This window comes from Massilia sp. LMS1-1-1.1, from assembly GCF_040815535.1.
GTDB classification, from domain to species: Bacteria; Pseudomonadota; Gammaproteobacteria; order Burkholderiales; family Burkholderiaceae_D; genus Janthinobacterium; species Janthinobacterium aestuarii.
In genome coordinates, this window is sequence record NZ_JBFPNG010000012.1 from 725,161 (window position 1) to 747,257 (window position 22,097).

21 protein-coding genes are annotated in these 22,097 nt (G+C 62.8%); 11 read left to right on the forward strand and 10 right to left on the reverse strand.

The window, feature by feature from the left end; all coding sequences use genetic code 11:
* Positions 1 to 106 precede the first annotated feature (106 nt).
* Genes MRBLMS1_RS13280 through MRBLMS1_RS13290 form a run of 3 tightly spaced genes read left to right on the forward strand, consistent with a single transcriptional unit; the run spans position 107 to position 2,982 of the window.
* Positions 107 to 991, forward strand: coding sequence for a carbohydrate ABC transporter permease (locus tag MRBLMS1_RS13280; protein ID WP_034777935.1), 885 nt, complete (start codon positions 107 to 109; stop codon positions 989 to 991).
* Complete coding sequence (locus MRBLMS1_RS13285) at positions 988 to 1,863, forward strand: carbohydrate ABC transporter permease (RefSeq protein WP_034757607.1); 876 nt, start codon at positions 988 to 990, stop codon at positions 1,861 to 1,863. The genes MRBLMS1_RS13280 and MRBLMS1_RS13285 overlap by 4 nt, the downstream gene beginning before the upstream one ends.
* A 9-nt stretch (positions 1,864 to 1,872) precedes the next feature.
* Positions 1,873 to 2,982 carry an ABC transporter ATP-binding protein gene (locus tag MRBLMS1_RS13290; protein ID WP_070303050.1) on the forward strand — a complete coding sequence of 370 codons (1,110 nt, stop codon included), beginning with the start codon at positions 1,873 to 1,875 and terminating at the stop codon, positions 2,980 to 2,982.
* Positions 2,983 to 3,047: 65 nt separating this feature from the next.
* Here the strand turns inward: MRBLMS1_RS13290 and MRBLMS1_RS13295 are convergent, their stop codons facing one another.
* The 6 genes from MRBLMS1_RS13295 to MRBLMS1_RS13320 form a co-directional block, all read right to left on the reverse strand.
* Positions 3,048 to 4,076: a ParB/Srx family N-terminal domain-containing protein gene (locus tag MRBLMS1_RS13295; protein WP_485879695.1), complete on the reverse strand. Its 1,029-nt coding sequence runs from the start codon at positions 4,074 to 4,076 to the stop codon at positions 3,048 to 3,050.
* Between the two features lie 99 nt (positions 4,077 to 4,175).
* Positions 4,176 to 5,411: a carbohydrate porin gene (locus MRBLMS1_RS13300; RefSeq protein ID WP_456149364.1), complete on the reverse strand. Its 1,236-nt coding sequence runs from the start codon at positions 5,409 to 5,411 to the stop codon at positions 4,176 to 4,178.
* A gap of 91 nt (positions 5,412 to 5,502) precedes the next feature.
* Positions 5,503 to 6,636, reverse strand: coding sequence for an ABC transporter ATP-binding protein (locus tag MRBLMS1_RS13305; RefSeq protein WP_485879696.1), 1,134 nt, complete (start codon positions 6,634 to 6,636; stop codon positions 5,503 to 5,505).
* Positions 6,637 to 6,646: 10 nt separating this feature from the next.
* Positions 6,647 to 7,486 (reverse strand): carbohydrate ABC transporter permease, encoded by an 840-nt coding sequence (locus tag MRBLMS1_RS13310; protein ID WP_046684851.1) that lies wholly within the window; start codon positions 7,484 to 7,486, stop codon positions 6,647 to 6,649.
* A gap of 8 nt (positions 7,487 to 7,494) precedes the next feature.
* Positions 7,495 to 8,409, reverse strand: a complete 915-nt coding sequence (locus tag MRBLMS1_RS13315; protein WP_485879697.1) for a carbohydrate ABC transporter permease — start codon at positions 8,407 to 8,409, stop codon at positions 7,495 to 7,497.
* A gap of 114 nt (positions 8,410 to 8,523) precedes the next feature.
* Positions 8,524 to 9,786 (reverse strand): ABC transporter substrate-binding protein, encoded by a 1,263-nt coding sequence (locus MRBLMS1_RS13320; RefSeq protein ID WP_485879698.1) that lies wholly within the window; start codon positions 9,784 to 9,786, stop codon positions 8,524 to 8,526.
* Positions 9,787 to 10,141: 355 nt separating this feature from the next.
* Here MRBLMS1_RS13320 and MRBLMS1_RS13325 point away from each other — a divergent pair, with 355 nt between their 5' ends.
* Genes MRBLMS1_RS13325 through MRBLMS1_RS13335 form a run of 3 tightly spaced genes read left to right on the forward strand, consistent with a single transcriptional unit; the run spans position 10,142 to position 13,614 of the window.
* Positions 10,142 to 11,470, forward strand: a complete 1,329-nt coding sequence (locus MRBLMS1_RS13325) for an ABC transporter substrate-binding protein (protein WP_485879699.1) — start codon at positions 10,142 to 10,144, stop codon at positions 11,468 to 11,470.
* Complete coding sequence (locus tag MRBLMS1_RS13330) at positions 11,445 to 12,158, forward strand: response regulator (RefSeq protein ID WP_072454592.1); 714 nt, start codon at positions 11,445 to 11,447, stop codon at positions 12,156 to 12,158. Before MRBLMS1_RS13325 ends, MRBLMS1_RS13330 begins: the two co-directional genes overlap by 26 nt.
* Positions 12,151 to 13,614, forward strand: coding sequence for an ATP-binding protein (locus MRBLMS1_RS13335; protein WP_139092695.1), 1,464 nt, complete (start codon positions 12,151 to 12,153; stop codon positions 13,612 to 13,614). Before MRBLMS1_RS13330 ends, MRBLMS1_RS13335 begins: the two co-directional genes overlap by 8 nt.
* Positions 13,615 to 13,620: 6 nt before the next feature.
* Here MRBLMS1_RS13335 and MRBLMS1_RS13340 read toward each other — a convergent pair whose 3' ends face one another.
* Positions 13,621 to 14,847 carry a hypothetical protein gene (locus tag MRBLMS1_RS13340; protein ID WP_485879700.1) on the reverse strand — a complete coding sequence of 409 codons (1,227 nt, stop codon included), beginning with the start codon at positions 14,845 to 14,847 and terminating at the stop codon, positions 13,621 to 13,623.
* A gap of 248 nt (positions 14,848 to 15,095) precedes the next feature.
* Here MRBLMS1_RS13340 and MRBLMS1_RS13345 point away from each other — a divergent pair, with 248 nt between their 5' ends.
* Together MRBLMS1_RS13345 and MRBLMS1_RS13350 are read left to right on the forward strand one after the other, a co-directional pair.
* The gene (locus MRBLMS1_RS13345; protein ID WP_436835955.1) at positions 15,096 to 15,473 is read left to right on the forward strand and encodes a type II toxin-antitoxin system RelE/ParE family toxin; all 378 of its coding nucleotides are present in this window, start codon (positions 15,096 to 15,098) and stop codon (positions 15,471 to 15,473) included.
* 7 nt (positions 15,474 to 15,480) lie between these two features.
* Positions 15,481 to 15,777, forward strand: a complete 297-nt coding sequence (locus MRBLMS1_RS13350; RefSeq protein ID WP_185982153.1) for an addiction module antidote protein — start codon at positions 15,481 to 15,483, stop codon at positions 15,775 to 15,777.
* Positions 15,778 to 15,792: 15 nt separating this feature from the next.
* Here MRBLMS1_RS13350 and MRBLMS1_RS13355 read toward each other — a convergent pair whose 3' ends face one another.
* Genes MRBLMS1_RS13355 through MRBLMS1_RS13365 form a run of 3 tightly spaced genes read right to left on the reverse strand, consistent with a single transcriptional unit; the run spans position 15,793 to position 18,701 of the window.
* Complete coding sequence (locus MRBLMS1_RS13355; RefSeq protein ID WP_485879701.1) at positions 15,793 to 16,815, reverse strand: Gfo/Idh/MocA family oxidoreductase; 1,023 nt, start codon at positions 16,813 to 16,815, stop codon at positions 15,793 to 15,795.
* Positions 16,816 to 16,849: 34 nt separating this feature from the next.
* Complete coding sequence (gene iolG / locus MRBLMS1_RS13360; RefSeq protein WP_485880091.1) at positions 16,850 to 17,842, reverse strand: inositol 2-dehydrogenase; 993 nt, start codon at positions 17,840 to 17,842, stop codon at positions 16,850 to 16,852.
* Entirely contained in the window at positions 17,835 to 18,701 is an 867-nt protein-coding gene (locus tag MRBLMS1_RS13365; RefSeq protein WP_034757651.1) for a MurR/RpiR family transcriptional regulator, read from the reverse strand. Before MRBLMS1_RS13365 ends, iolG begins: the two co-directional genes overlap by 8 nt.
* Positions 18,702 to 18,949: 248 nt before the next feature.
* On the opposite strand from MRBLMS1_RS13365, the gene MRBLMS1_RS13370 reads away from it, so the two are divergent.
* From MRBLMS1_RS13370 to MRBLMS1_RS13380, 3 genes are all read left to right on the forward strand, one after another.
* Entirely contained in the window at positions 18,950 to 19,999 is a 1,050-nt protein-coding gene (locus MRBLMS1_RS13370) for a sugar ABC transporter substrate-binding protein (RefSeq protein ID WP_034757655.1), read from the forward strand.
* Between the two features lie 174 nt (positions 20,000 to 20,173).
* On the forward strand, positions 20,174 to 21,307 hold the full coding sequence (locus tag MRBLMS1_RS13375; protein ID WP_139092705.1) for an ABC transporter permease: 1,134 nt from the start codon (positions 20,174 to 20,176) through the stop codon (positions 21,305 to 21,307).
* 3 nt (positions 21,308 to 21,310) lie between these two features.
* A complete protein-coding gene (locus MRBLMS1_RS13380; protein ID WP_070303058.1) occupies positions 21,311 to 22,096 on the forward strand; it encodes an ATP-binding cassette domain-containing protein in 786 nt (261 codons plus the stop codon).
* Position 22,097: the final 1 nt, after the last annotated feature.

The following is a 22,097-nucleotide window of genomic DNA, read 5'->3' on the forward strand; positions in this document are numbered from 1 at the left end:
CGGCGCCGGCACGCTCGCCGGCGCCCGCTGCATTGCATGCATCGCAGGCGTCCGCCCTGGCTTCGACCAGGCCGGCGCCACACGCAGTTCTCTCTACGGCTCTTCTATGTCCATACGCAAGCAATTCGACCGATGGATACCGCAGATGGTGTTGGGCCCCACGCTCATCGCCAGCTTGGTATTCGTCTATGGTTTTATCTTTTTGACCGGTTGGCTGTCGCTGACCGAATCGCGGCTGATGCCGAACTACGAGTTCGCCGGCCTGGTGCAATACTATGAGCTGTTCGACAACGAGCGCTGGTGGACCTCGCTCAAGAACCTCGGCATCTTCGGTGTCCTGTTCATCGGTTGCAGCATCGCCATCGGCCTGTTCCTGGCCATCCTGCTGGACCAGAAAATCCGCGCCGAAGGCGCGCTGCGCGCCATCTACCTGTATCCGATGGCGCTGTCCTTCATCGTCACCGGCACGGCCTGGAAATGGATGCTCAATCCCAGCCTGGGCCTGGAAAAGGTTATGCACGACTGGGGCTGGACCTCGTTTACCTTCGACTGGCTGGTGAACTCCGACATGGCCATCTACACGGTGGTGATCGCCGGCGTCTGGCAATCGTCGGGCTTTGTCATGGCCCTGTTCCTGGCCGGCCTGCGCGGCATCGATGACGAGATCATCAAGGCGGCGCAAGTCGATGGCGCGTCCTTGCCGACGATCTACTGGCGCATCGTGATTCCCGCCATGCGTCCCGTGTTTTTCAGCGTTCTGCTGATCCTCGCGCATATCGCCATCAAGAGCTTCGACCTGGTCATCGCACTGACGGCTGGCGGACCTGGCAACTCGTCGTCCGTGCCGGCCATCTTCATGTACCAGTTTTCCTTCACCCGCGGCCAGCTGGGCCTGGGCTCGGCATCGGCAATGATGATGCTGGCCACCATCGTGGCCGTGCTCGTGCCGCTGATGTACCTGGAAACGCGCAGCGCAAAGGCGATGAGATGACACACACTCCTACACGTAACAACAAACTCACCCTGGGACGGGTGGTGTTATATCTGCTGCTGATCCTGTTCGCGGTGTATTACATCGTGCCCCTGTACGTGACCCTGTCGACGTCGTTCAAGTCGCTCGACGAGATCCGCAGCGGCAACCTGCTGGCCTTGCCGCACGTGTGGCAATTCGATTCCTGGTCCAAGGCCTGGTCTTCGGCCTGCACGGGCGTCACCTGCGACGGCATGCAGCCGTTCTTCTGGAACTCGATCAAGATGGTGATTCCCGCCGTGCTGATCTCGACCTTCCTTGGGGCCTTCAACGGCTATGTGTTCGCACACTGGCGCTTCCGCGGTTCGGAAATCCTGTTTGCCGCCTTGCTGGTGGGCTGCTTCATTCCGTTCCAGGTGGTGATCCTGCCGATGGCGCGTTTGCTGGGCGAATTCGGCCTGGCCAATACCACCACGGGCCTCGTCTTCGTGCACGTGGTGTATGGCACGGCGTTCACGACCCTGTTCTTCCGTAACTACTACATCGGCGTGCCGGAAGAACTGATCAAGGCGGCGCGCATCGACGGCGCCGGCTTCTTCCTGATCTTCCGCAAGATCGTGCTGCCGATTTCGGGTCCGATTTTCGTCGTCTGCATCATCTGGCAATTCACGCAGATCTGGAACGACTTCCTGTTCGGCATCGTGTTCGCCAGCGGCGATTCGCAGCCGATCACGGTGGGCTTGAACAACCTGGTCAACACGTCCACGGGCGTGAAGGAATACAACGTCAACATGGCCGCCGCGGTGATTGCCGCGCTGCCGACCCTGCTGGTCTATCTGGTCGCAGGCCGTTATTTTGTGCGCGGTCTGACCGCAGGCGCAGTCAAAGGTTAAGGAAAGAATATGTCCAGTTTATCGATACGCAGCATCCGCAAGGTGTACACGAATGGCGTCGAAGTCCTCAAGGGCATCGACATCGAGATCAAGGATGGCCAGTTCCTGATCCTCGTCGGCGGCTCCGGCTCCGGCAAGTCGACTTTGCTCAACATGGTGGCCGGCCTGGAAAGCGTTACGTCCGGCGAGATCCTCATCGACGGCAAGGTCGTCAACGACTTGCCGCCGAAGGACCGCGACATCGCCATGGTGTTCCAGTCCTACGCGCTGTACCCGTCGATGACGGTGCGCGAAAACATCGCGTTCGGCCTGAACGTGAAAAAAGTGCCGAAGGCGGAGCAGGAAGAAATCGTCGCCCGCGTCGCTGAAACCCTGCAGATCACGCACTTGCTGGACCGCCGTCCGGCGCAGCTGTCGGGCGGCCAGCGCCAAAGGGTCGCCATGGGCCGCGCCATTTCGCGCAAGCCGTCGCTGTTCCTGTTCGACGAACCGCTGTCGAACCTGGACGCCAAGCTGCGCGTGGAAATGCGCGCCGAGATCAAGCTGCTGCACCAGCGCCTGAAGGCCACCATCGTCTACGTCACGCATGACCAGATCGAGGCGATGACGATGGGCGACCTGATCGCCGTGATGAAGGATGGGGTGGTGCAGCAACTGGGCACGCCGCAGGAAATCTACGACAATCCGGCCAACCTGTTCGTGGCCGGTTTCATCGGCTCGCCATCGATGAACTTCATCACCGTCAAGCCTGTCATCGAGGGCAACGAGGTGTTTGTTGCCATCGAGAACGCAGGCAAGAGCTTGCGCCTGGCCTTGCCGTTCGCCGCCGACAAGCTGCGCAGCTATGCGGGCCGCGACGTGATCCTGGGCGTGCGTCCGGAACAGATCACGGACATGAGCAGCGCGCACGGCGACGTGGGCCAGGAACTCGGTTGCCTGATCGACCTGGTCGAGCCAACCGGTCCCGACACCTTGCTGACGACGCGTTTGAACGGCGCGGCCGTGACTTGCCGCACGCACCCGCGCGAAGCCGTGCTGCCGGGGCAGACCATGCAGTTGTCGTTCAACCTGTCGAAAGCGGCCCTGTTCGATCCGGCCAACGGCGAACGCATCGCCTAAGCGTTGTATCCAAAAAACGGCCCGCTTGTCGGATGACAGGCGGGCCGTTGTCGTTTACGCAGCGATTATTTTGTCAGCGATTTTTTATGGGCGATGGCGTGGCGCAGCTTGCCCTTGTCGTCGATCAATTCATCGAACGCTTCCCGGTTGACTTCCCGCAGGGCACCCAGCTCGCGCGCGCTCTTGCCGCCGCTGACGATATCGTCTGGCCGCAGCGCCACCATCGCCTGCGCGGCCAGCAGGACCGCATTCGCATACGCGGTGGCATCGTGCAGGTCGACGCGCGCCAGGTCCAGCGCCGGCATACCGCGCAGCCAGTCGGCCCAGTAAAACTCGAGAAATTCCGTGGCGTGCTCCGGCGGCTCGTAGCCGATCCCGCGCGTAAAGTAGACGAGCGAGCGGTACGGGTCGTCGCCCAGGGACTGCAGGCCGATGGCGGGCGGCAGCTGCTGCGGAGTGATGGCCTGGTGGCGGCCGTTTTTCAGCCATACCTTGTTTTCCTCGCGCATGCGGGTCCAGAACGCCGCTTCGCCCAGCGCGCTGAAATTGTCGCTGACCTTGACCCAGACTTTCATTTGACGATTGCGCCCGCCGTCGGCCTCCCAGAAGGTGGAAAACGTGTGGTGGCCATCGGTCAGGTACACGATGCCGCGCGGGCCGATGACGACGGTCTTCATGTCGCCCGGACGGCTGCCCACGGCCGCCTTGCAGCGGTAGCCGGCCGGTGGCGCGGCCAGGGTGGCGCCGGCCACATTGGCCGTGTTGGGCAAGACGTCGCCCTGGCCATTGGCTTCGCACAGGTCGGCGAATTTCTTTGGCTTGGCGATGTCGGCGATGTGTTTTTCTTCGACCGCATAGCGTCCCAGCTTGTAATACACCTGGTCGTAGCCGATGGCCGGCTGGGTCGGATGCAATTCATCGAGGCGTACCTGCAGGATGCGCGGATGGGCGGCGCTGCCCACGACGGTCGCCATCAGCGCCTGCTGGCGCGCGCTGAGGACCGGCGCCGGCGCGACGGCGGCGTCGCGGGCCCAGGCCATGCTGGCGAAAGCGAGGGCCAGCGCGGCGGCGGCCCGGGGAAATGCGGCGTGCATGCGGCCTCCGAAGTGAGCGGTATGGCGTGCAGCATAGCGCGGCACGCGATTTCGCGCAGTCCGACAGGCGCATGCACTGCGCCATATCAAGACAGCTTGTTAAAACCACGTCTCCACTTGCAGGCCGAACGAGGTGCCGCTGGTGGCGTTGCCGTACACGGGCCCCGATTCATTGGCCTTGTTGACGGCGGCCGTGGCGGCGTCGTTCCATTTGCCGTAGGTGACGAAGGCGCGCAGCTCGGGACGCGACCAGTAACCCTTGCCCGCCGTCAGGGTAGGCGCGAAGGTCAGCTTGGTCAGGCGCTGCGCGGCGCCGCCCGTGGGCGAGGTCACGCGGTCCGTGCCCAGTTCGAACTGCAGCTTGAAGTTGTCGTTGACGGCATATACGGGGCGCACGCCCAGGGTGGTCCAGGTCGAGCTGCCGCCCGTGGTGTCGGACTTGTCGCGCTGCACGATGGCGATCATTTCCGCGCTCCATTCCGGCGTCGGCTGTATCCACAGCGAATTGAAGATGCGCAAGCGCGTGACGTCGCTGCCGTTGCGGATCGAGCCCGTCGTGCCCATGCGGTTGCAGCACTGGCCGCCGGCGCCCGTGCCCGGCCCGACGCCGTACTGGATGCCGAAGGTGTTGGCGCCGCCCCATACCTTGTCCTGCTTGTGCAGCACGGTGGCTTGCCAGCCGCTGTGCGAGGTGCTGTCCTTCTTGTCGGGCGTGATCAGGGTGGTCAGCACTTCCAGCGTGCCATCCTGATTGATGGGGATGCCCTGGTAGACGAGGTTTTGCCGGATGGCCGAGTTGCCGGGCTTGTCGTTATCCTTGAAGAAACCATAGCTGATGCGGCCCGGTCCCAGCTTGTACTGGTCGATGCCGCCGCCCGTGCCGTTCATATTGATGTATTGCAAGTCCAGCATGTGGATGTCGGGACGCATGTAGTAGCGCTTGCCGATCCAGGCCGTGCCGCCGTTGAGAATTTCGATGTTTTTCGCTTCCACGTACATCTTCGACATGCTCAGGTCCGAATCGCTGACGGCGGAGCTGGGCGTGTAGGCGGCTACCATGATATGGCCGACGAAGCTGACGCCGTTGGCCGACTTGGCCATTTCCTTCTGGTATTCGAATTCTCCATAGGTGTCGCATTCGTTGCCGAGCCGGTAGCGCATGGTGTTGCCGCCCAGGCCGTAGCAGCTTTGCGGGCCGCGGCTGTCCGTGCTCGAGCCGAGGCCGGCGCGGAAGTAGCCGTGGTATTCGCCTTCGGCATCGCTGGCGTGGGCGGCGCCGCAGGCCAGCAGCATGGCGCAGGCCAGTGCCAGCGAGGTCTTCATCGGGTGTTGCATACAATCTCCTTGTCGTTATCAAAATGCGTGCTTGGGCACGTCGTACCGGATCGCTGCCGATCCAATCGGGGAACTGCCTGGGCGGAAAGGCTCAGGCGGCCAATATCTGTTTCGATGAAATCAGGTTGCCGGGCTGGCGCCGCGTGCGCGCCACGCCTTGCGCGTCGAACAAATGGAAGGCGCTGCTGGCGGCCGAGACCGTGAATGGCTGGCCCAGCGGCACGCGGTTGTTGCCGTCGCCGCGTATCACCAGTTCCTGGCCGTTGTCCAGCGCCAGGTAAATGAAGTTGGCTTCACCCAGGTGTTCCACCAGGCTGACGACGCCCTGGAAGCGGGCGCCGCCGTCGCCGTTTTCCAGGATGTGTTCGGCCCGCAGGCCCACCGTGACGGCGTCGCCCGGCAGCAGGCCGGCCGGATCGACGAGGGCCGTGACTTCCTGGCCGCTGGCCAGCGCCACGCGCACGCCATCGTCCTGCGCGGCGATGACCTTGCCTTCGAAGAAATTCATCATCGGCGCGCCGATGAAGCCTGCCACGAAGCGGTTCGCCGGCTGCTGGTACAGTTCCAAAGGCGTGCCCGCCTGCTGGATATGGCCGCCATGCATGACGACGATCTTGTCGCCCAGGGTCATCGCCTCGACCTGGTCGTGCGTCACATACACGATGGTGGCGTTCAACTGGCGGTGCAGCTTGGCAATTTCCAGCCGCGTCTGCACGCGCAGGGCCGCGTCGAGGTTCGACAGCGGCTCGTCGAACAGGAACAGCTGCGGTTCGCGCACGATGGCGCGGCCGATGGCCACCCTCTGGCGCTGGCCGCCCGACAGTTCGCGCGGCAGGCGTTCCAGCAGGTGGTCGATCTTCAGGATGGCGGCCGCGTGGCGCACGCGCTGGGCGATGGCGTCCTTGCTGGCGCCGGCGATCTTCAGGCCGAACGCCATGTTGCGGTACACGCTCATGTGCGGATACAGCGCATAGCTCTGGAAGACCATGGCGATGCCCCGTTCGGCCGGCGGCAAGTCGTTGACGACCTTGCCGCCGATGGACAAGGTGCCTTGCGAAATGCTTTCCAGGCCGCACAGCATGCGCAGCAAGGTCGATTTGCCGCAGCCGGAAGGGCCCACCAGCACGACGAATTCACCGTCGCGGATGTCGAGGTCGATGCCGGCCAGCACATTGTGGTGGCCGTCGTAGGATTTGGTCAGTTGTTGCAGGCTTACATGGGCCATGGCGCACCTATTATTTGACCGCGCCGGACGTCAGGCCGCGGATCAGTTGACGAGAGAAAATGACGTACATGACGAGCACGGGAATGACAGCCAGCGACAGCGCCGCCAGCACGGAGTTCCAGTCCGTCACGTATTGCCCGATGAATTGCTGCACGCCCAGGGTGACGGTCTTGGTACGGTCCGATGGCGCCAGGATGAGCGGGAACCACAGGTCGTTCCAGGCGGGAATCATGGTGAACACGGCCACCGTGGCGATGGCGGGACGGATCAGGGGCAGGATCACCTGGAAGAAGATGGCGAATTCGCCCACGCCGTCGCAGCGCGCCGCATCCTTCAGTTCGCGCGGCACCTGGCGCACGAATTCGGACAGAATCATCACAGCCAGCGGCAGGCCCTGCGCCGTATACACGAGCACCAGCGCCGTCAAGGTGTTGATCAGGTCGAGCCGCACCACCAGTTCCAGGATGGACACCGTACCCAGGCGGATGGGGATCATGATGCCCAGCGCCAGGTACAGGGTCAGCAGGCGGTTGCCCGTAAACGTGTATTCGGACAAGGCCCAGGCCGCCATGGCGCCGAACAGCACGATCAGCAGCAGCGACAGCAGGGTGACGAACAGGCTGTTGCCGAAGTACAGCAGGAAGTCGGAATTGGCCAGCACCTTGTGAAAGCCCACGAGCGAAAAGGTGGAAGGCGTGGGCAAGGCCAGCGGATTGTCGAAGATGGCGGCCCGCGTCTTGACTGAGTTGATCAGGATCAAGACGATTGGAAACAGGGCGATGATGGTGTAGCCGGCCAGGATCGCATGCACGGCGGCGCGGCCCAGGGGGCGGGTGGAAACGTTGCGCATGGCGGCCCTTACAGTTCGTAGCGTGTCAGCTTGCGCTGCACGAAAAAGAAATACACGCCCACGCCCACGAGGATCACGAGGAACATCATGGTGGCCACGGCGGCGCCCATGGTGGGGCTGCCCAGCTGGGCCTGGTAGCCGAAGAAGGTGCGGTAAAAGAAGGTGCCGAGGATGTCGGTGGCGTAGTTCGGTCCCGCCAGCGCGCCTTTCACGGAATACACGAGGTCGAAAGCATTGAAGTTGGCGACAAAGGTGAGGATGGTGACCAGCCCCAGGGTGGGCCAGATCAGCGGCAGCTTGATTTGCCAGAAGATGCGCATGGCGCCGGCCCCTTCCGCGTGGGCCGCCTCGATGATTTCCTCGGGCACGGCCAGCAGGGCCGCATAGATCAGCATCATGGGGATGCCGATGTATTGCCAAACGGAAATGAGAGCGATGGTCAGCAGGGCCGTCGATTCCTGGCCCAGCCACGGCGCGAAGTGGCTGCCAATGCCCACGCCATCCATCAGCGACTGGCCCACGCCCCACAGCGGCGACAAGATCAGCTGCCAGATGAAGCCGATGATGACGACGGACAGCAGGGTGGGCAGGAAGATCAGGGTGCGGTAGCTGCGCTCGCCCTTCAAACCCTTGAGGCTGAAGAGGGTGGCCAGCAGCAGGCCGATGGGATTTTGCAGCAGCATGTGGATGAGGAAAAACTTGCAGTTGTTCCACATCGCATTCCAGAAACTTTGCGACCATTGCGGGTCGAACAGGATGGTGGCGTAGTTGGCCAGGCCGGCAAAATGGTGCTGGCCGCTCTCATCGGTCGTGTACAGGCCCAGGCGCAGGGTATCGGCCAGGGGCAGGGCGCTGAACAGCGAGTAAATGACCAGCGCCGGGGCCAGGAACACGAGCACGTGCCATGGGAAAGTTTTTTTCACGGCGAAACTCCAGACGAAGAAAAGCACCGGCGGCGTGGCCGCCGGCAAAACCGTGCCACCGGCTGCCGCATCGCACTGCTCAGGCCGGTTGCTCGGGGAGGGTAGACGTGGTGATTACTGTTGCGGCTTGTACCACTTGGCAAAGCCGGACTGGATCTGGCGCGCTGCGTCTTTCGGCGCCAGCTTGCCGTTCAGGACCTGGGCATTGACGTTCCACAGCTCGTTTTCCATGCTCGGCTCGCCACGGTTGAGGATTTGCGCGTTCAGGCGGATGGTCGAGGCGCAACTGGCGCGCCAGCCGTTCATTTGCTTGGCCAGCGGGTCCTTGATGGAGATCAAATGGTTCGACAGCGAAAAGAAGCCCGTCACCTTGTTGGTGTAGATGTCGGCGAATTCCTGCGAACCGAGCCAGGCGAGGAATTTGTAGGCGTCTTCCTTGTTCTTCGACTTCTTGTTGACGCTCATGCCGATGTCCGTGTGGTCCGAGATGTAGCATTTGTCGCCGGCCTTGCGCACGGGCGGGTTGAAGGCACCCAGTTCCAGTTCCGGGTCTTGCTTGAAGTAGGCGATATCCCAGGAGCCGGATGGGTAGATGGCGGCCTTGCCCAGCGCGAACTGGTTCTGGCTGTCGCCATAGGTTTGCGCGCTGGCGCCCTTGGACAGATAGCTGCCCAGGCGGGCCTCATATTCCCATGCGGCGACGAACTGCGGGTCGGTAAATTTGGCCTTGCCGGCGATCAGCGCCTTGCGGCCCTCTTCACCTTTCCAGTAATTGGCGCCGATGCTGGTGAACACCACCTGGTTCGCTTCCCACTGGTCGGCCGTGCCCAGGGCCAAGGGCGCATATTTGCCGCTTTTCTTGACCGTTTCCAGCACCTTGAAGAATTCCTCTTCCGTGGCGGGCGGCCGCAGTTTCAGTTCGCGGAAGATTTTCTTGTTGTACAGGAAGCCATGCATGACGGACGCGATCGGCATGCAGAAGGTGTCCTTGCCATCGTCCGTCTGCCACGCCACCTTGGCCGAGGCGGGGAAGTTGTCCATGCCGGCCTTGCCGTCGAGTTTTTCCAGCTGGCCCCGCTTGTACAGGGCCAGCGAGACGTCGAACGGGCGGCAGGCCAGCAAGTCGCCGGCCGTGCCGCCGCTCAGGCGCGCGTTCAGGGTGGAATCGTATTCGGTGGGGGCCGTGGGCGAGAACTTGATCTCGATGCCCGGATGTTTTTTCTGGAAGGCGGGGATGAGCACCGTTTCCCACAGGGTCTTGTCATCCACGCGCCAGCTTTCGATGGTGAGCGTGCCCGCCTGTGCCGTGCCGCTGGCCAGCAGCAGGGCCAGCAATGTATTGCGCGCGGCCACGCCGCCTTTTGCATGCAGTTGCATGTCGTCTCCTTGTTGGTGTTGGTCTTGTTTGGCTGCCTGTTACGCTGCAGTTGGCGGACAGTAGCATCGGGGGAAATGTGACGCCAGCGTCCGGCATTGCACCGGCGACTATCGCCTATCCTGTTGATTTGAAAGAATAAATTCATACTGTGCACATCTGCCTGCTTACCTTTCCTTACCGATGTCCGCTGCCGTGGCGCGCCGCGCGGGGCGTCGGGCGCGCGGCGCTCCTTGTGCGGTGCGCAAGGTAGCGCAACAAAAGCTCACGTTTCTTTACAAATCAGGGGACTAAATTACCAACCTGCTGTTTTGTAGTTGGGCTATAGTTTGTCGCGACAAGAACAAGGGGACAGGATTGAAGACGCCGCCGCACAGCACCGCCGACCGCCATGCCGGGGCCGCCCGCCGTCGCGGCGTGGCGGCGCTGGCGCTGCTGGCCTTCATGTGCAGCAGCGTGCCGGCGCGGGCCGAAGCGCTGCAGGTGCTGCACTGGTGGACCTCCGCTGGCGAACGCCGCGCCGCCGACGTGCTGGTGGCGCGCCTGGCGCAGGAAGGCGTCGAATGGCGCGATGCGGCCATCGCGGGCGGCGCGGGCGTCGGCGCGGGCAAGGTCTTGAAGAGCCGCGTGCTGGCCGGCAAATCGCCGGAAGTCATGCAGCTGATCGGCTATACCCTGGGCGAGTGGAGTGACCTGGGCTTGCTGCTGCAGCTCGACAGCGTCGCCGCCAGCAACAACTGGCGCGCGACCATGTATCCCACCGTGTGGGGCTTGCTGCAAAACCGCGGCCATACGATGGGCGTGCCGGCCGGCATCCACCGCATCAATACCCTGTTTTACAACCGCAAGATCTTCCAGCGCCTGGGCCTGGCCGCGCCGCGCAGCTGGAGCGACTTCGAGCGCATGGCCGGCAAGCTGCGCCAGGCCGGCATCACGCCGCTGGCGCAAAGCAGCGAAGCGTGGCAGGTGGCGACCTTGTTTGAAACGCTGGTGCTGGCTGAATCGGGGCCCGCGTATTACCGCGCCCTGTTTGTCGACAAGAAAGCCGAGGCGTATGCGGACCCGCGCCTGCGGCACGCCTTGCAGCGCTTGAGATCGCTGAAACAATGGATGGGCACGCCGCTGCGCGAGCAGGGCTGGCCCGAAATGGCGCGCCAGGTGGGCGACGGCGAGGCGGCCATGTACATCATGGGCGACTGGGTCAAGGGCGAGCTGAACGCCTGGGGCCGCGCCACGGACGAGGTATTCGGCTGCGCCGCCGCGCCCGACACGGGCGACTACCACCTGTACAGCATCGATACGCTGGCCATGTTCGCCTCCGACTACACGCACCAGGGCGCGCAGGAAAAGCTGGCGCAGGTGGTCGCTTCGCTGCCCGTGCAGCTCGAATACAGCCAGGTGAAGGGCTCGATTCCCGCCTTGCGCCAGGCCGACCTGTCGCGCCTGGACAGCTGCGCGCGCGCCTCGGCGCAGGCATTCGCGCGCGGCGCCGCGTTCCAGGCGCCCAGCCTCGTGCACCGCATGGCCACAGATGAAACCAGCAAGGATGCCATCATCGCCGAAGTGCATCGCTATTTCCTCGATGAGACGATCAGCGCGGCCGACGCGCAACGCCGCATCGGCAGCATGTTGCAGGCGCTGAATAAAAAAGGACGAGACCATGTCACGCAAAATCCTCGTCGTTGACGACGATCAAAAGACCCGCATGCTGTTGAAGGCCTACCTGGAAAAGAACCAGTACGAGGTGGGCTTGGCGCACGATGGCGCTACCTTCCTGGCCGAATTCCACCGTCACGTCGACAGCCTGTCGCTGGTGATCCTCGACGTGATGCTGCCCGACACGGATGGCTTTGCCCTGTGCAAGGTGGTGCGCGCCCGCTCGAACGTGCCCATCATCATGCTGACGGCCAGCTCCGACGAGACGGACAGGGTGGTGGGGCTGGAACTGGGCGCCGACGACTACATCGCCAAGCCCTACAGCCCGCGCGAATTGCTGGCGCGCATCAAAGCCATCCACCGCCGTACGGGCATCGACGCGGCCGCGCCGCCCCGCTATTACCGCTTCGTCGGTTTCACGCTCGACACGCTCGAGCGCACGGTGACGGATGCCGATGGCGAAGCGCTGCAGCTGACGGGCCTCGATTTCCAGCTGCTGCGCTACTTTGTCGAGCATCCGGGCGATATCCTCGACCGCAGCGTGTTGTGCGAACAGACGCGGGGGCGCGACGCGGGGCCGCTCGACCGCTCGCTCGATGTGCAGGTGAGCCGGCTGCGGCTGCGCCTGAAGGACGATGGCAAGCAGCCCATGCTGATCAAGACGGTGCGCGGCGCCGGTTATGTGTTTTCTGCCGACGTGAACAGTGGGCATGCCTGAGCGGGGCGTGCGCCGGCTGCTCGAGCGTCTGCTGCCGCCATCGCTGCTGGGCCGCCTGTCCGTGGTGATGGTGGCCGGCGTGCTGGCCACGCAACTGGTGGGCAACCTGATCTGGGCCACGCAGCTGCGCCGCGACTCGGCCGTGGAGGCGCGCATGGCGTCGCAGCACCTGGCCCGCAGCGCCGCCAGCACCATCCGTTTCTTCCTCAGCCTGCCGGCCAACTACCGCCCCATCCTGATCCAGCAATTTCGCGAGATGGGCGGCACGCGCTTCTTTGTCAACGTCAACCAGGGGCCGCTGGCCATCCGCGAAATCGCCCCGCACGCGCTGGCCGATACGGTGGTGGCCACGGTGGGCGCGGCGCTGAAGAGCGACTTGCCGCAGCTGGCCGGCTACCGCGTGGGCTTCGCCTGGCCGAGCGACCTGGTGGTGGCCGACAGCGGCGCGCACATCGGCGACTTGCCGGAAAACTGGGTCCAGCACATCTTGCTGCTGAAACCGAATCCCGCGCCCGTCCTCGTGATCCAGGCCGAGCTGGAGCCGGGCAACTGGCTGTACCTGGCGGCCCTGATGCCCAACCCGTATTTCTTGCAAAGCAGTAATCCGTGGACACTGGACCGGGTATTGCTGCAAGCGTTGTCGCTGGCGGCCGTGCTGCTGCTGTCGATCCTCGTCGTACGCTGGACAACACGGCCGCTGGCGGCCCTGTCGGACGCGGCCGAAGCGTTTGGCCGTGGCGAGACGCCGCCGCCCTTGCCGCAGACGGGCAGCCGCGAGTTTGTGCAGACGGCGCGTGCCTTCAGCGGCATGCGCGAACGCATCCAGCGCTACCTGGAAGACCGCGAACGGCTGTTCGTCTCGATTTCGCACGACTTGCGCACGCCCATCACGCGCCTGAAATTGCGCACGGAATTGCTCGACGACGACGTGCAGCGCAACGAATTCCACGATGACCTCGATGAGCTGGACATGATGGTCAAGGGGGCGCTGCAATGCGTGAAGGATAGCGATATCCATGAAAACGCCACCGAGGTGCGCCTGGACCCTTTGCTGCAGCGCATGGTGCGCGGGACCCAGCTGGCCGGCCATGTCGTGCACTACGTGGAGACGGACCTGAGCGTGAAGGCCAAGCCCCTGGCCCTGAAGCGTGCCATCGGCAACTTGCTCGACAATGCCCTGTTTTACGGCAAGACTGCCCATTTGTCGGCGTGCCGCGAGGGCGCCAACGTGGTCATCCGCATCCGCGATGACGGCCCCGGCGTGGCCGAAGAGGCGTTCGCCAGCCTGTTCCAGCCCTATGTGCGCCTGGAACATGGCCGCGAGCAAAACGCGCATGGCATGGGATTGGGGCTCGGTATCGCGCGCAGCATCGTCCAGGCCCACGGCGGCGAGCTGACCCTGGCGAACCACCGCGATGGCGGCCTGGAAGCGACCATTCGCCTGCCGGCCCAGTAAGCGACGTCAGCTTTGTCCGGCCAGCAGCGCACTGGGCACGCGCGGCGAGGACATCAGGTCGCGGAAGGCGGCCCAGTGTGCTGCGCGCGTCGCGCCCTGGCGCTCGACATAGGCTTTCGCCATGTCCTGGCCCAGGTTGTAATTGATGACGTAGGCGCCCATGGCGTCGTAGAACTGCAGGCGCTGCGCGGATTTCTCGGCCGGGTACAGGCGCACGTTGACCAGCCATTCCAGCGCTTCTTCGCGGCTCAGGCTGCCTTCGAGGTATTGGCGCGCGATGTCGTTGTCGGCATAGCCGAGTTTGGCCAGCAGCCGGTTCAGCTGGGCATAGCGTGGCGCCAGCGCCGGGTCGAGGCCGGCCAGCGGGTACAGCACCTGCTGTTCGAAAGCCAGCCGTTCTTCATCCGTAAAACTCAGTTCGATGCCGTAATTGGCCGTGCCTTCGGCGATCAACGATTGCGGCGAATACAGCGGATAGATGCAGTATTCCATCCAGCCCTTGCCACGCACCAGGTCGCGCTCGAGCAGCACGTTGTAGACGTGGTGGCCCGGATAGGCTTCGTGGCAGCCGAGATCGACGGCGCGATCGATATACACGGGCAAGTCCGTATTGATCTGGATCACGCTCTGGTAGTTGCCCTTGTACCAGTTGTAGCCGCTCCACGGCTTGTCGGTGACAAATTCCAATATGAAATCTTCGCCTTCGGGCAGGGCGATGTAGCGCAAGGTACGCTCGCGTCCCGCGCGGATGGCCGCATCCATGACGGCGTGCAGCTTGTCGGCGGGAATGATGAGCTGTGCGCGCAAGGCGTTGACCCTGTCGCTGACCGTGCCGTCGCCAGGCAGCAGCGCGTCGATCTGCGCCACCAGTGCTGCATAGTATGCGCGGCTGTGATGGGGCGAGACGGCGTCGTACAGGCGCGCGCTTTCCGTATCGAAATCAAGGCGCGATCCCTGCAGCATCTCTGTGCGCGCCATGACGGCTTGCAGCTGCTTGCGCAGGTTGGCGGCGCGCAGGCAGGGGGCGTCGGCCAGCAGGGCCAGCGCCTTGTCCGTCGACGCCTTGATGTCGCTCAAACTCAGTTGCTGTTCTAGCGCCTCCTGTTGCCATGCGGGCGGGCCGTAATAGGCGTCCACATACGAGGCATCGTGCTGGCCCATGGCCAGGACCAGCTTGACGTAGCGTTCGGCCACGCCGGCGAGAGTAGGAGAGTTGCTGTCGTTGTTTGTCATGGTGGCCTGGTTGTGCGGTTGGGCAGGCGCTTATTGTATAGCGCAACAGGCTGGAGCGAGGCACGGACACGGAGCACGGACGGGCGGCCTCATTTCCCTATAACAATTAGAAAAATGCATCTTGATATAGCTCAGTGAACCCGGCGTTCGCGGCCTGCGCGTGCGTTTTTGGCAGCAAGATGGCGTGGTCTTCTTTTTTTCGCATATACGTGATTTTCTTCTTGATTTTTCTTCGTTTATGGACGAATATGATGTACGAGATCCGGCACTATCTGACGTCATCGGGCAGGGATTTATATACGGAATGGCTGAAGCGCCAGCGCGACAATACGGCCAGGGTGGCCATCGTACGACGCGTGCTGCGCATGATGCCCGGTAATTTTGGCGACCATAAATTTTGCCACGATGGCGTGTGGGAATTGCGCATCGACGTGGGTCCTGGCTACCGTATTTACTATGCCATCGACGAGGGCCAGATTATTTTGTTGCTGTGTGGTGGCGACAAGCGCACGCAGTCGAAAGATATCGAATACGCCTGTGCCTGCTGGCACGACTGGAAGGAGAGAGGACATGAAAGAGGACGTGAAACAGGTCATGAGCAAACCACCAAGAGACCGCTCACATGATGAAGCGATGGCAGAACTGTACCGCGATGATCCCGCCTTCGCCCTTGAACTGATCAACAACATCCTCGTCGATGGCGACCACGGCGAACTCCTGAGCGTGCTGCGCCAGCTGACGCGTGCCTTTGGCGGCGTGCCTGCGGTGGCGCAGGCGGCCAAGCTCAATCCTACCCAGCTGTACCGCACCCTGTCGCCCGATGGCAATCCATCCCTGAGCACCTTGACGGCCATCCTCGATGCCATGGGCTTGCGCCTGGCCGTGGAACCCAGGCAGCCCGAACGTCCATTTCCCGCACCGGCTGCCTGAGTTCTTGGCACGCGGCTAGAATTCCACCGGGCGCGCTTCGCGCATCGCTTGCGTCATGGCCAGGCCGATGCGTGTCGCTTCCGTCGCATCGTGCAAGGTCAATGACAAGGTGCGCCGGCCCAGTGCCGCATCCGTGAACTCCTGCGCCTCGATCAAAAAGGCGTCGGCGAAGCGGGCATAGAAGTCCGGCGTGCACTCATTGCGCACGCCATGGGCATCCGAAATTTCCACCCGGTTCAGGCGCGGATTGCTGCCCACGGCCAGGCGGCCGCCCGTGCCGAACACTTCCGTCAGGGTTTCATGGCCATGCGCCATGGTGCGCGAGGCCATGAAGCTGGCCATGCTGCCATCGGAAAATTCGACCGTTGCCAGCCCGTTGTCGACGTCGCCAAATGCCTGCAAGCCCGTGTGGATGGCGTTGGTGCCGCTCGCATACACGCGTTTGGGTGCGGGGTTGCCCAGCAGCCAGCGCGCCAGGTCGATATCGTGCACGCTGCAATCGAGGAAGATGCCGCCGCTGGTGGGGGCGAAGCGCATGAAGGCGCCGCTGGGGTCGTTCTGGTCGCAGGTTTGCGAACGCACCAGATACGGTTTGCCGATGAGTCCCTGGGCAATCTTTTGCTGCGCGTCATGATAGCTGGCGTCGAAACGGCGCACGAAGCCGATCATGATCGTCAACTGCGGGTGGCGCGCCGCTTCCGCTTCCACCTTCAGGCAGTCGGCCAGGTCCAGCGATAGCGGTTTTTCGCAAAACACGTGCTTGCCGGCGCGCAGGGCGGCGATGATCTGGTCCGCATGCAGCGAGGTGGGCGTGACGAGGAAGACGGCGTCCAGGCCCGGGTGGGCCAGCAGGGTCTCGTAATCGGCATAGCCGGTGGTGATGCCGAGCTGGCTGGCTGCCCAGTCCAGTTCGGCCGGCACGGGGCTGCAGGCGGCCACGACTTCGGCATTCGGCACGCGCTGCGCCAGGTTGATGGCGTGGCGCTGGCCCAGCCGGCCCAGGCCGACGATGCCGACTTTTAATGTTGGGGATGACATGGTGTCTCCAGATTTTTTATTGTTGTTTATAAAGTTACGACGCCAGGGTCACGACACGACCCTCGCGCCACGACAGCGTCGCCGCTTCGGCCAGTTCCAGCGCCTTCAAGCCATCGTGGACGGTCGTGCGCAGCGACGTGCCATGGGTGAGGGCGTCAAAGAAATGCGCCATTTCCTGCGCGTAGGCCACGCGGTAGCGTTCCAGGAAAAAATCTTCCGGCCTGTCGACGCTGACGTTCACAGCACCATAGGCCGTCACTTCCGTCGGCTTGTGGTTGCCCGCCTGCAGCATACCGGCGCTGCCCAGCACTTCGAAGCGCTGGTCGTAGCCGTAGGCGGCGCGGCGCGAGGCATTGATCTGGCACAAGCGTCCCTTGGCCGTGCGGATGGTGACGACGGCCGTGTCCAGGTCGCCCGCTACACCGATGGCCGGGTCGACGAGGCAACTGCCCGTGGCATGCACGCTGACGGCTTCATCGTCGAGTATCCAGCGGAAGATGTCGAAATCGTGGATCAGCATATCCTTGAAGATGCCGCCCGAGACCTTGATGTAGCTGACCGGTGGGGGGCCGGGGTCGCGGCTGGTGACGACCAGCAATTCCGGCGTGCCGATCTCGCCCGCTTCAATGCGTGTCTTGACGGCATTGAAAGTGGGATCGTAGCGGCGCTGGAAACCCAGCATGCACAGCACCTTGGCTTCCTTGACGGCGGCGGCGCAGGCGCGTGCACGATCGATGGTCAGGTCGACGGGTTTTTCGCAAAAGATGGCTTTGCCGGCGGCGGCCGAGCGCAGGATCAGGTCCGCGTGCGTGTCCGTGCTCGAGGCGATGACGACGGCCTTGATGGCCGGGTCGGCCAATGCCGCCTCGACCGTGGCGCTGCTGCCGCCATGCAGGCCGGCCAGCGCGGCGGCCGCTTCCTGGTTGACGTCGACCACGTACTTGAACTGCACGCCGGGTTGGGCGGCCAAATTGGCCGCGTGGATTTTGCCGATGCGTCCGGCGCCGAACAACGCTACTTCAATCATCATGTTCTCCTGGGGTGTGGATTTCTTCGATGTCGAGCTCTAATTTGTAGGCCAGCGCGATGAACAGCGCCTGGCACAGGCAGATGGTGCTGGTCAGCGAGCGGAAGGCGAAGGCGCTGCCCTCGGTGACGGTGAGCAGCGCGTCGGCGGCCCGCGCGAGCGGGGCCAGCTTGCTGTCGGTAATCACGAGAACCTTGGCGCCCTTGTCTTGCGCCGCCTTGATGCACTGCTGGGTTTCCTTGCCGTAAGGCGAGAAACTGATGGCGATCGCCACATCGCGTTCGCGCACGCTGCGCATCTGTTCGCGGTGCATGCCGCCCAGTCCGCTAATCAGGTGCACGCGCTTGTCCGTGTGTTCGAGCGCGTAGGCGATGTAGGAGGCGATCGGGAAGGACCGGCGCACGCCGATCACATAGATATTTTCCGCTTTCAGCAGCAGGTTGACGGCCGCTTCCAGCTGCGCGTCGTCGAGTCCTGCCGCCAGGTCGTCGAGACCGGCGCGGCTGGCACCGACGAATTCGCGCGTCAGGTCGCCTGCGCTCAGGGCGGCGTCGCGTGTGGAGATCAGCTTGCGGATGCGCTGCTGGTAGTCGGGCGTGGCGCCGGCCTGGTCCGTGTAAGCCTGGCGGAACACGTCTTGCATTTCGGAAAAGCCCGTGTAGCCGAAGCGCTGCGCGAAACGCACGATGGCGGACGGCTGCACGTCGCAGGCGGCGGCGATGTCGCTGATGCGCTCGAGCATCAGGCTGGCCCGGTGCTTTTCAATGTATTGCGCGATGACTTTCAACTGGCGCGACAGGTTGTCGTACTCGGCGGCAATGTGCTGCATCAGTTGTTCGATGGGGGCGGTGGCTGCCATGATTTTTTCCTTGGTGTACTTGCCGGGCCGCTGTCTCCGTGCGGCTGGTTCTGACGAGAATTATAGGAGGGAATCTTAAAAATAGAAACGAATTTCTATTTAGATTTATTTTGAAAATTTTATTGCATTTGTCTTTTTTGTGGCCTAAGCTGTGCGCAGTGCATCGGTTCGTGTGCCGCAAGGCCAGGCCGGTGACACCCTTCATAAAAGCTCGCAACTATAAAAATTAATCCGTCTAGGAGACATTCATGCATAGCAATAAAAGCAAGGGTTTGATGAAGTGCCTGGCCATCGCCAGCCTGGGCCTGAGCCTGGGTTTGAGCACGGGCGCCAGCCATGCTGCCGGCGAGAAATTCGTCATGGTCAGCCACGCGCCGGACTCCGATTCCTGGTGGAATACCATCAAGAACGCCATCAAGCAAGCCGGTGAAGACTTCAACGTGTCCGTCGACTACCGCAATCCGCCGAATGGCGACCTGGCCGACATGGCGCGCCTGATCGAGCAGTCGGCCGCGCGCAACTATGATGGCTTGATCGCCGACATCGCCGACTTCAGCGTGCTGCAAAAACCGCTGGGTACGGTAGTGGCCAAGAAAATCATGCTCGTGACCATCAATTCGGGCACCATCGCGCAAAGCGAACAGTTGAAAGCCATCATGCACGTGGGCCAGCCCGAGTATGACGCGGGCCTGGGCGCCGGCAAGCGCGCCAAGGAAGCGGGCATCAAGTCCTTCGTGTGCGTGAATCACTATGCGATGAATGCGTCGTCGTTCGAACGCTGCCGCGGTTTTGCCGATGCGCTCGGCGTCGACTTCAAATCGTCCACGCTCGACACCAATGGCGTCGACCCTGGCGTCATCGAAAGCAAGGTCAGCGCCTATCTGCGCAGCAATCCGAAGACCCAGGCTGTGCTGGCGCTGGGACCGGATTCGGCGCCAGCCGCCATGCGCGCCGTCGAGAAGCTGGGTCTGAAAGGCAAGATGTACTTCGCCAGCTTCGACTTGTCGGAAGAAATCGCCAAGGGCATCAAGGATGGCAGCATCCAGTTCGCCATCGACCAGCAGCCCTACCTGCAAGGCTACATTCCTGTCGCCGTGATGGCCATCATGAAACAGCAAAAGATCACTGACCTGGCCAAGGTCAAGGAAATCCTGATCGCCAATCCGAAATACCAGGCGCGCCTGGCGGAATACGGCCTGACCCCGATCTACGGCCCACGCCATATCAGCTCCGGCCCCGGTTTCGTAACCAAGGAAAACATTTCCAAGGTCGAAAAATACGCCGGCCAATACCGCTAATCCACACAGTCGCCACCGGGCTTGCCCAGCGCCGCACCGCTACCTGCGGGCGGCGCATGAGAGGAACACGCCTGGCGCCAGCGATGCTGGCAGGAAAGTAATTGAAATTGGTAACAAGTATCACTGAAAGGACATCGTATGACTGCGCTCAAAACCAGCCTGGCCAGCCCCGGCATGAATCCTCCTCCGCCTCCCGGCGCCGCCAGCAAGCCAGTTGCCGCCGCCGACGAGCGCGTGGGCACGACCAGCTGGGTCAAACGGTTTTTTGGCCGCCCCGAGTTCGCCTCGATTTCCGGCGCGGTGCTCGTGTTTGCCTTCTTCGTCATCACGGCCGGCGACTCCGGCATGTTCAACCTCGATGGCGTCGTCAACTGGATGCAAGTGGCGTCCTACCTGGGCATCATCGCCATCGGCGCCTGCCTGCTGATGATCGCCGGTGAATTCGACCTGTCGATCGGCTCCATGATCGGCTTTGCTGGCATGATGATCGCCATTCCGACCATCTATTTCCACTGGCCGCTGTGGGCCGCCATCCTGTTCGCCTTCGCCGGTTCCATGGCGCTGGGCTGGCTCAACGGCTACATCGTCATCAAGACGCGCTTGCCATCGTTCATCGTTACCCTGGCATTCCTGTTCATCCTGCGCGGCCTGACCCTGGCCCTGTCGATCATGTTCGCCAACCGCACCATCGTCAGCGGCGTGGGCGACCTGGCGGCGCAGGACTGGCTGGCCAGTCTGCTGTTCCACGGCAATGTGGCCACTGGCCTGTTCCAGTGGATGGGCGCGCATGGCTGGATCGCCGTGCTCGACGACGGCTCGCCGCTGGTCAAGGGCATTCCGAAAGTCATCGCCTGGTGGCTGGTGCTGGCCGCCGGCGCCGCATTTGTCCTGTCGCGTACTCGCTTCGGCAACTGGATGTTCGCCGTGGGCGGCGACGCCAACGCGGCCAAGAATGTGGGCGTGCCGGTGCGCAAGGTAAAAATTTCGCTGTTCGTCTTCACGGCCTTCTGCGCCTGCCTGTTTGCGACCTTGCAAGTATGCGACGTGGGGTCGGCCGCCGCCGACCGGGGCATGCAAAAGGAATTCGAAGCCATCATCGCGGCCGTCATCGGCGGCGCCTTGCTGACGGGCGGCTACGGTTCCGTCGTCGGCGCCTGCTTCGGCGCGCTGATCTTCGGCGTGGTACAGATCGGCATCACTTATACCAACATCAATTCGGACTGGTTCCGCGTGTTCCTCGGCGTCATGCTGCTGATCGCGGTGCTGTTCAATAACTTTGTACGCTCACGCGTCACGGAAGCGAGATAAATCATGAGCGAGCATATTCTTGCCCTGGAAAATGTCAGCAAGCGCTTCGGCTCCGTGCTGGCCTTGCAAAACATCACCATGCGCCTGAAGGAAGGCGAAGTGCACTGTTTGCTGGGCGACAACGGCGCCGGCAAGTCCACCCTGATCAAGACCCTGGCCGGCGTGCACAAGCCCACCGATGGCCAGTACCTGGTCGATGGCAAGCCCGTCGTCTTCAATTCGCCCAGCGAAGCGCTGGACATGGGCGTGGCCACCGTCTACCAGGATCTGGCGCTGGTGCCGCTGCTGTCCGTGGCGCGCAATTTCTTCATGGGCCGCGAGCCGATGAAAAAGCTGCTGGGCCTGGTGCCCGTGATGGATATCGACTATGCGGCCGAGACGGCGCGCGACAAGCTGGCCGAGATGGGCATCATGGTGCGCGACCCGCACCAGGCCATTGGCACCATGTCGGGCGGCGAAAAGCAGTGCCTGGCCATCGCCCGCGCCATCCACTTCGGCGCCAGGGTGCTGATCCTCGACGAGCCAACGGCGGCCCTGGGCGTCAAGCAATCGTTCAATGTGTTGAAGCTGATTTACAAGGCGCGAGAGCGGGGCATTTCCGTGATCTTTATTACGCATAATGTGCACCATGCGTATCCGGTCGGCGACTCGTTCACGTTGTTGAACCGGGGCAAGTCGCTGGGCACCTTCACCAAGGATACGGTGAGCAAGGAGGCCTTGCTGGACATGATGGCGGGCGGCGCGGAAATGCAAACGCTGATGAGTGAACTCGACGGTGTCACGATTTAAG

What these genes read in the sequence shown, in the direction of transcription:
- MRBLMS1_RS13280 (WP_034777935.1), top strand. Translation starts at nt 107, where the DNA reads ATGTCCATACGCAAGCAATTCGACCGATGGATACCGCAGATGGTGTTG.
- MRBLMS1_RS13285 (WP_034757607.1), top strand. Translation starts at nt 988, where the DNA reads ATGACACACACTCCTACACGTAACAACAAACTCACCCTGGGACGGGTG.
- MRBLMS1_RS13290 (WP_070303050.1), top strand. Translation starts at nt 1,873, where the DNA reads ATGTCCAGTTTATCGATACGCAGCATCCGCAAGGTGTACACGAATGGC.
- MRBLMS1_RS13295 (WP_485879695.1), bottom strand. Translation starts at nt 4,076, where the DNA reads ATGCACGCCGCATTTCCCCGGGCCGCCGCCGCGCTGGCCCTCGCTTTC.
- MRBLMS1_RS13300 (WP_456149364.1), bottom strand. Translation starts at nt 5,411, where the DNA reads ATGCAACACCCGATGAAGACCTCGCTGGCACTGGCCTGCGCCATGCTG.
- MRBLMS1_RS13305 (WP_485879696.1), bottom strand. Translation starts at nt 6,636, where the DNA reads ATGGCCCATGTAAGCCTGCAACAACTGACCAAATCCTACGACGGCCAC.
- MRBLMS1_RS13310 (WP_046684851.1), bottom strand. Translation starts at nt 7,486, where the DNA reads ATGCGCAACGTTTCCACCCGCCCCCTGGGCCGCGCCGCCGTGCATGCG.
- MRBLMS1_RS13320 (WP_485879698.1), bottom strand. Translation starts at nt 9,786, where the DNA reads ATGCAACTGCATGCAAAAGGCGGCGTGGCCGCGCGCAATACATTGCTG.
- MRBLMS1_RS13330 (WP_072454592.1), top strand. Translation starts at nt 11,445, where the DNA reads ATGTCACGCAAAATCCTCGTCGTTGACGACGATCAAAAGACCCGCATG.
- MRBLMS1_RS13335 (WP_139092695.1), top strand. Translation starts at nt 12,151, where the DNA reads ATGCCTGAGCGGGGCGTGCGCCGGCTGCTCGAGCGTCTGCTGCCGCCA.
- MRBLMS1_RS13340 (WP_485879700.1), bottom strand. Translation starts at nt 14,847, where the DNA reads ATGACAAACAACGACAGCAACTCTCCTACTCTCGCCGGCGTGGCCGAA.
- MRBLMS1_RS13345 (WP_436835955.1), top strand. Translation starts at nt 15,096, where the DNA reads ATGATGTACGAGATCCGGCACTATCTGACGTCATCGGGCAGGGATTTA.
- MRBLMS1_RS13350 (WP_185982153.1), top strand. Translation starts at nt 15,481, where the DNA reads ATGGCAGAACTGTACCGCGATGATCCCGCCTTCGCCCTTGAACTGATC.
- MRBLMS1_RS13355 (WP_485879701.1), bottom strand. Translation starts at nt 16,815, where the DNA reads ATGTCATCCCCAACATTAAAAGTCGGCATCGTCGGCCTGGGCCGGCTG.
- iolG (WP_485880091.1), bottom strand. Translation starts at nt 17,842, where the DNA reads ATGATTGAAGTAGCGTTGTTCGGCGCCGGACGCATCGGCAAAATCCAC.
- MRBLMS1_RS13365 (WP_034757651.1), bottom strand. Translation starts at nt 18,701, where the DNA reads ATGGCAGCCACCGCCCCCATCGAACAACTGATGCAGCACATTGCCGCC.
- MRBLMS1_RS13370 (WP_034757655.1), top strand. Translation starts at nt 18,950, where the DNA reads ATGCATAGCAATAAAAGCAAGGGTTTGATGAAGTGCCTGGCCATCGCC.
- MRBLMS1_RS13375 (WP_139092705.1), top strand. Translation starts at nt 20,174, where the DNA reads ATGAATCCTCCTCCGCCTCCCGGCGCCGCCAGCAAGCCAGTTGCCGCC.
- MRBLMS1_RS13380 (WP_070303058.1), top strand. Translation starts at nt 21,311, where the DNA reads ATGAGCGAGCATATTCTTGCCCTGGAAAATGTCAGCAAGCGCTTCGGC.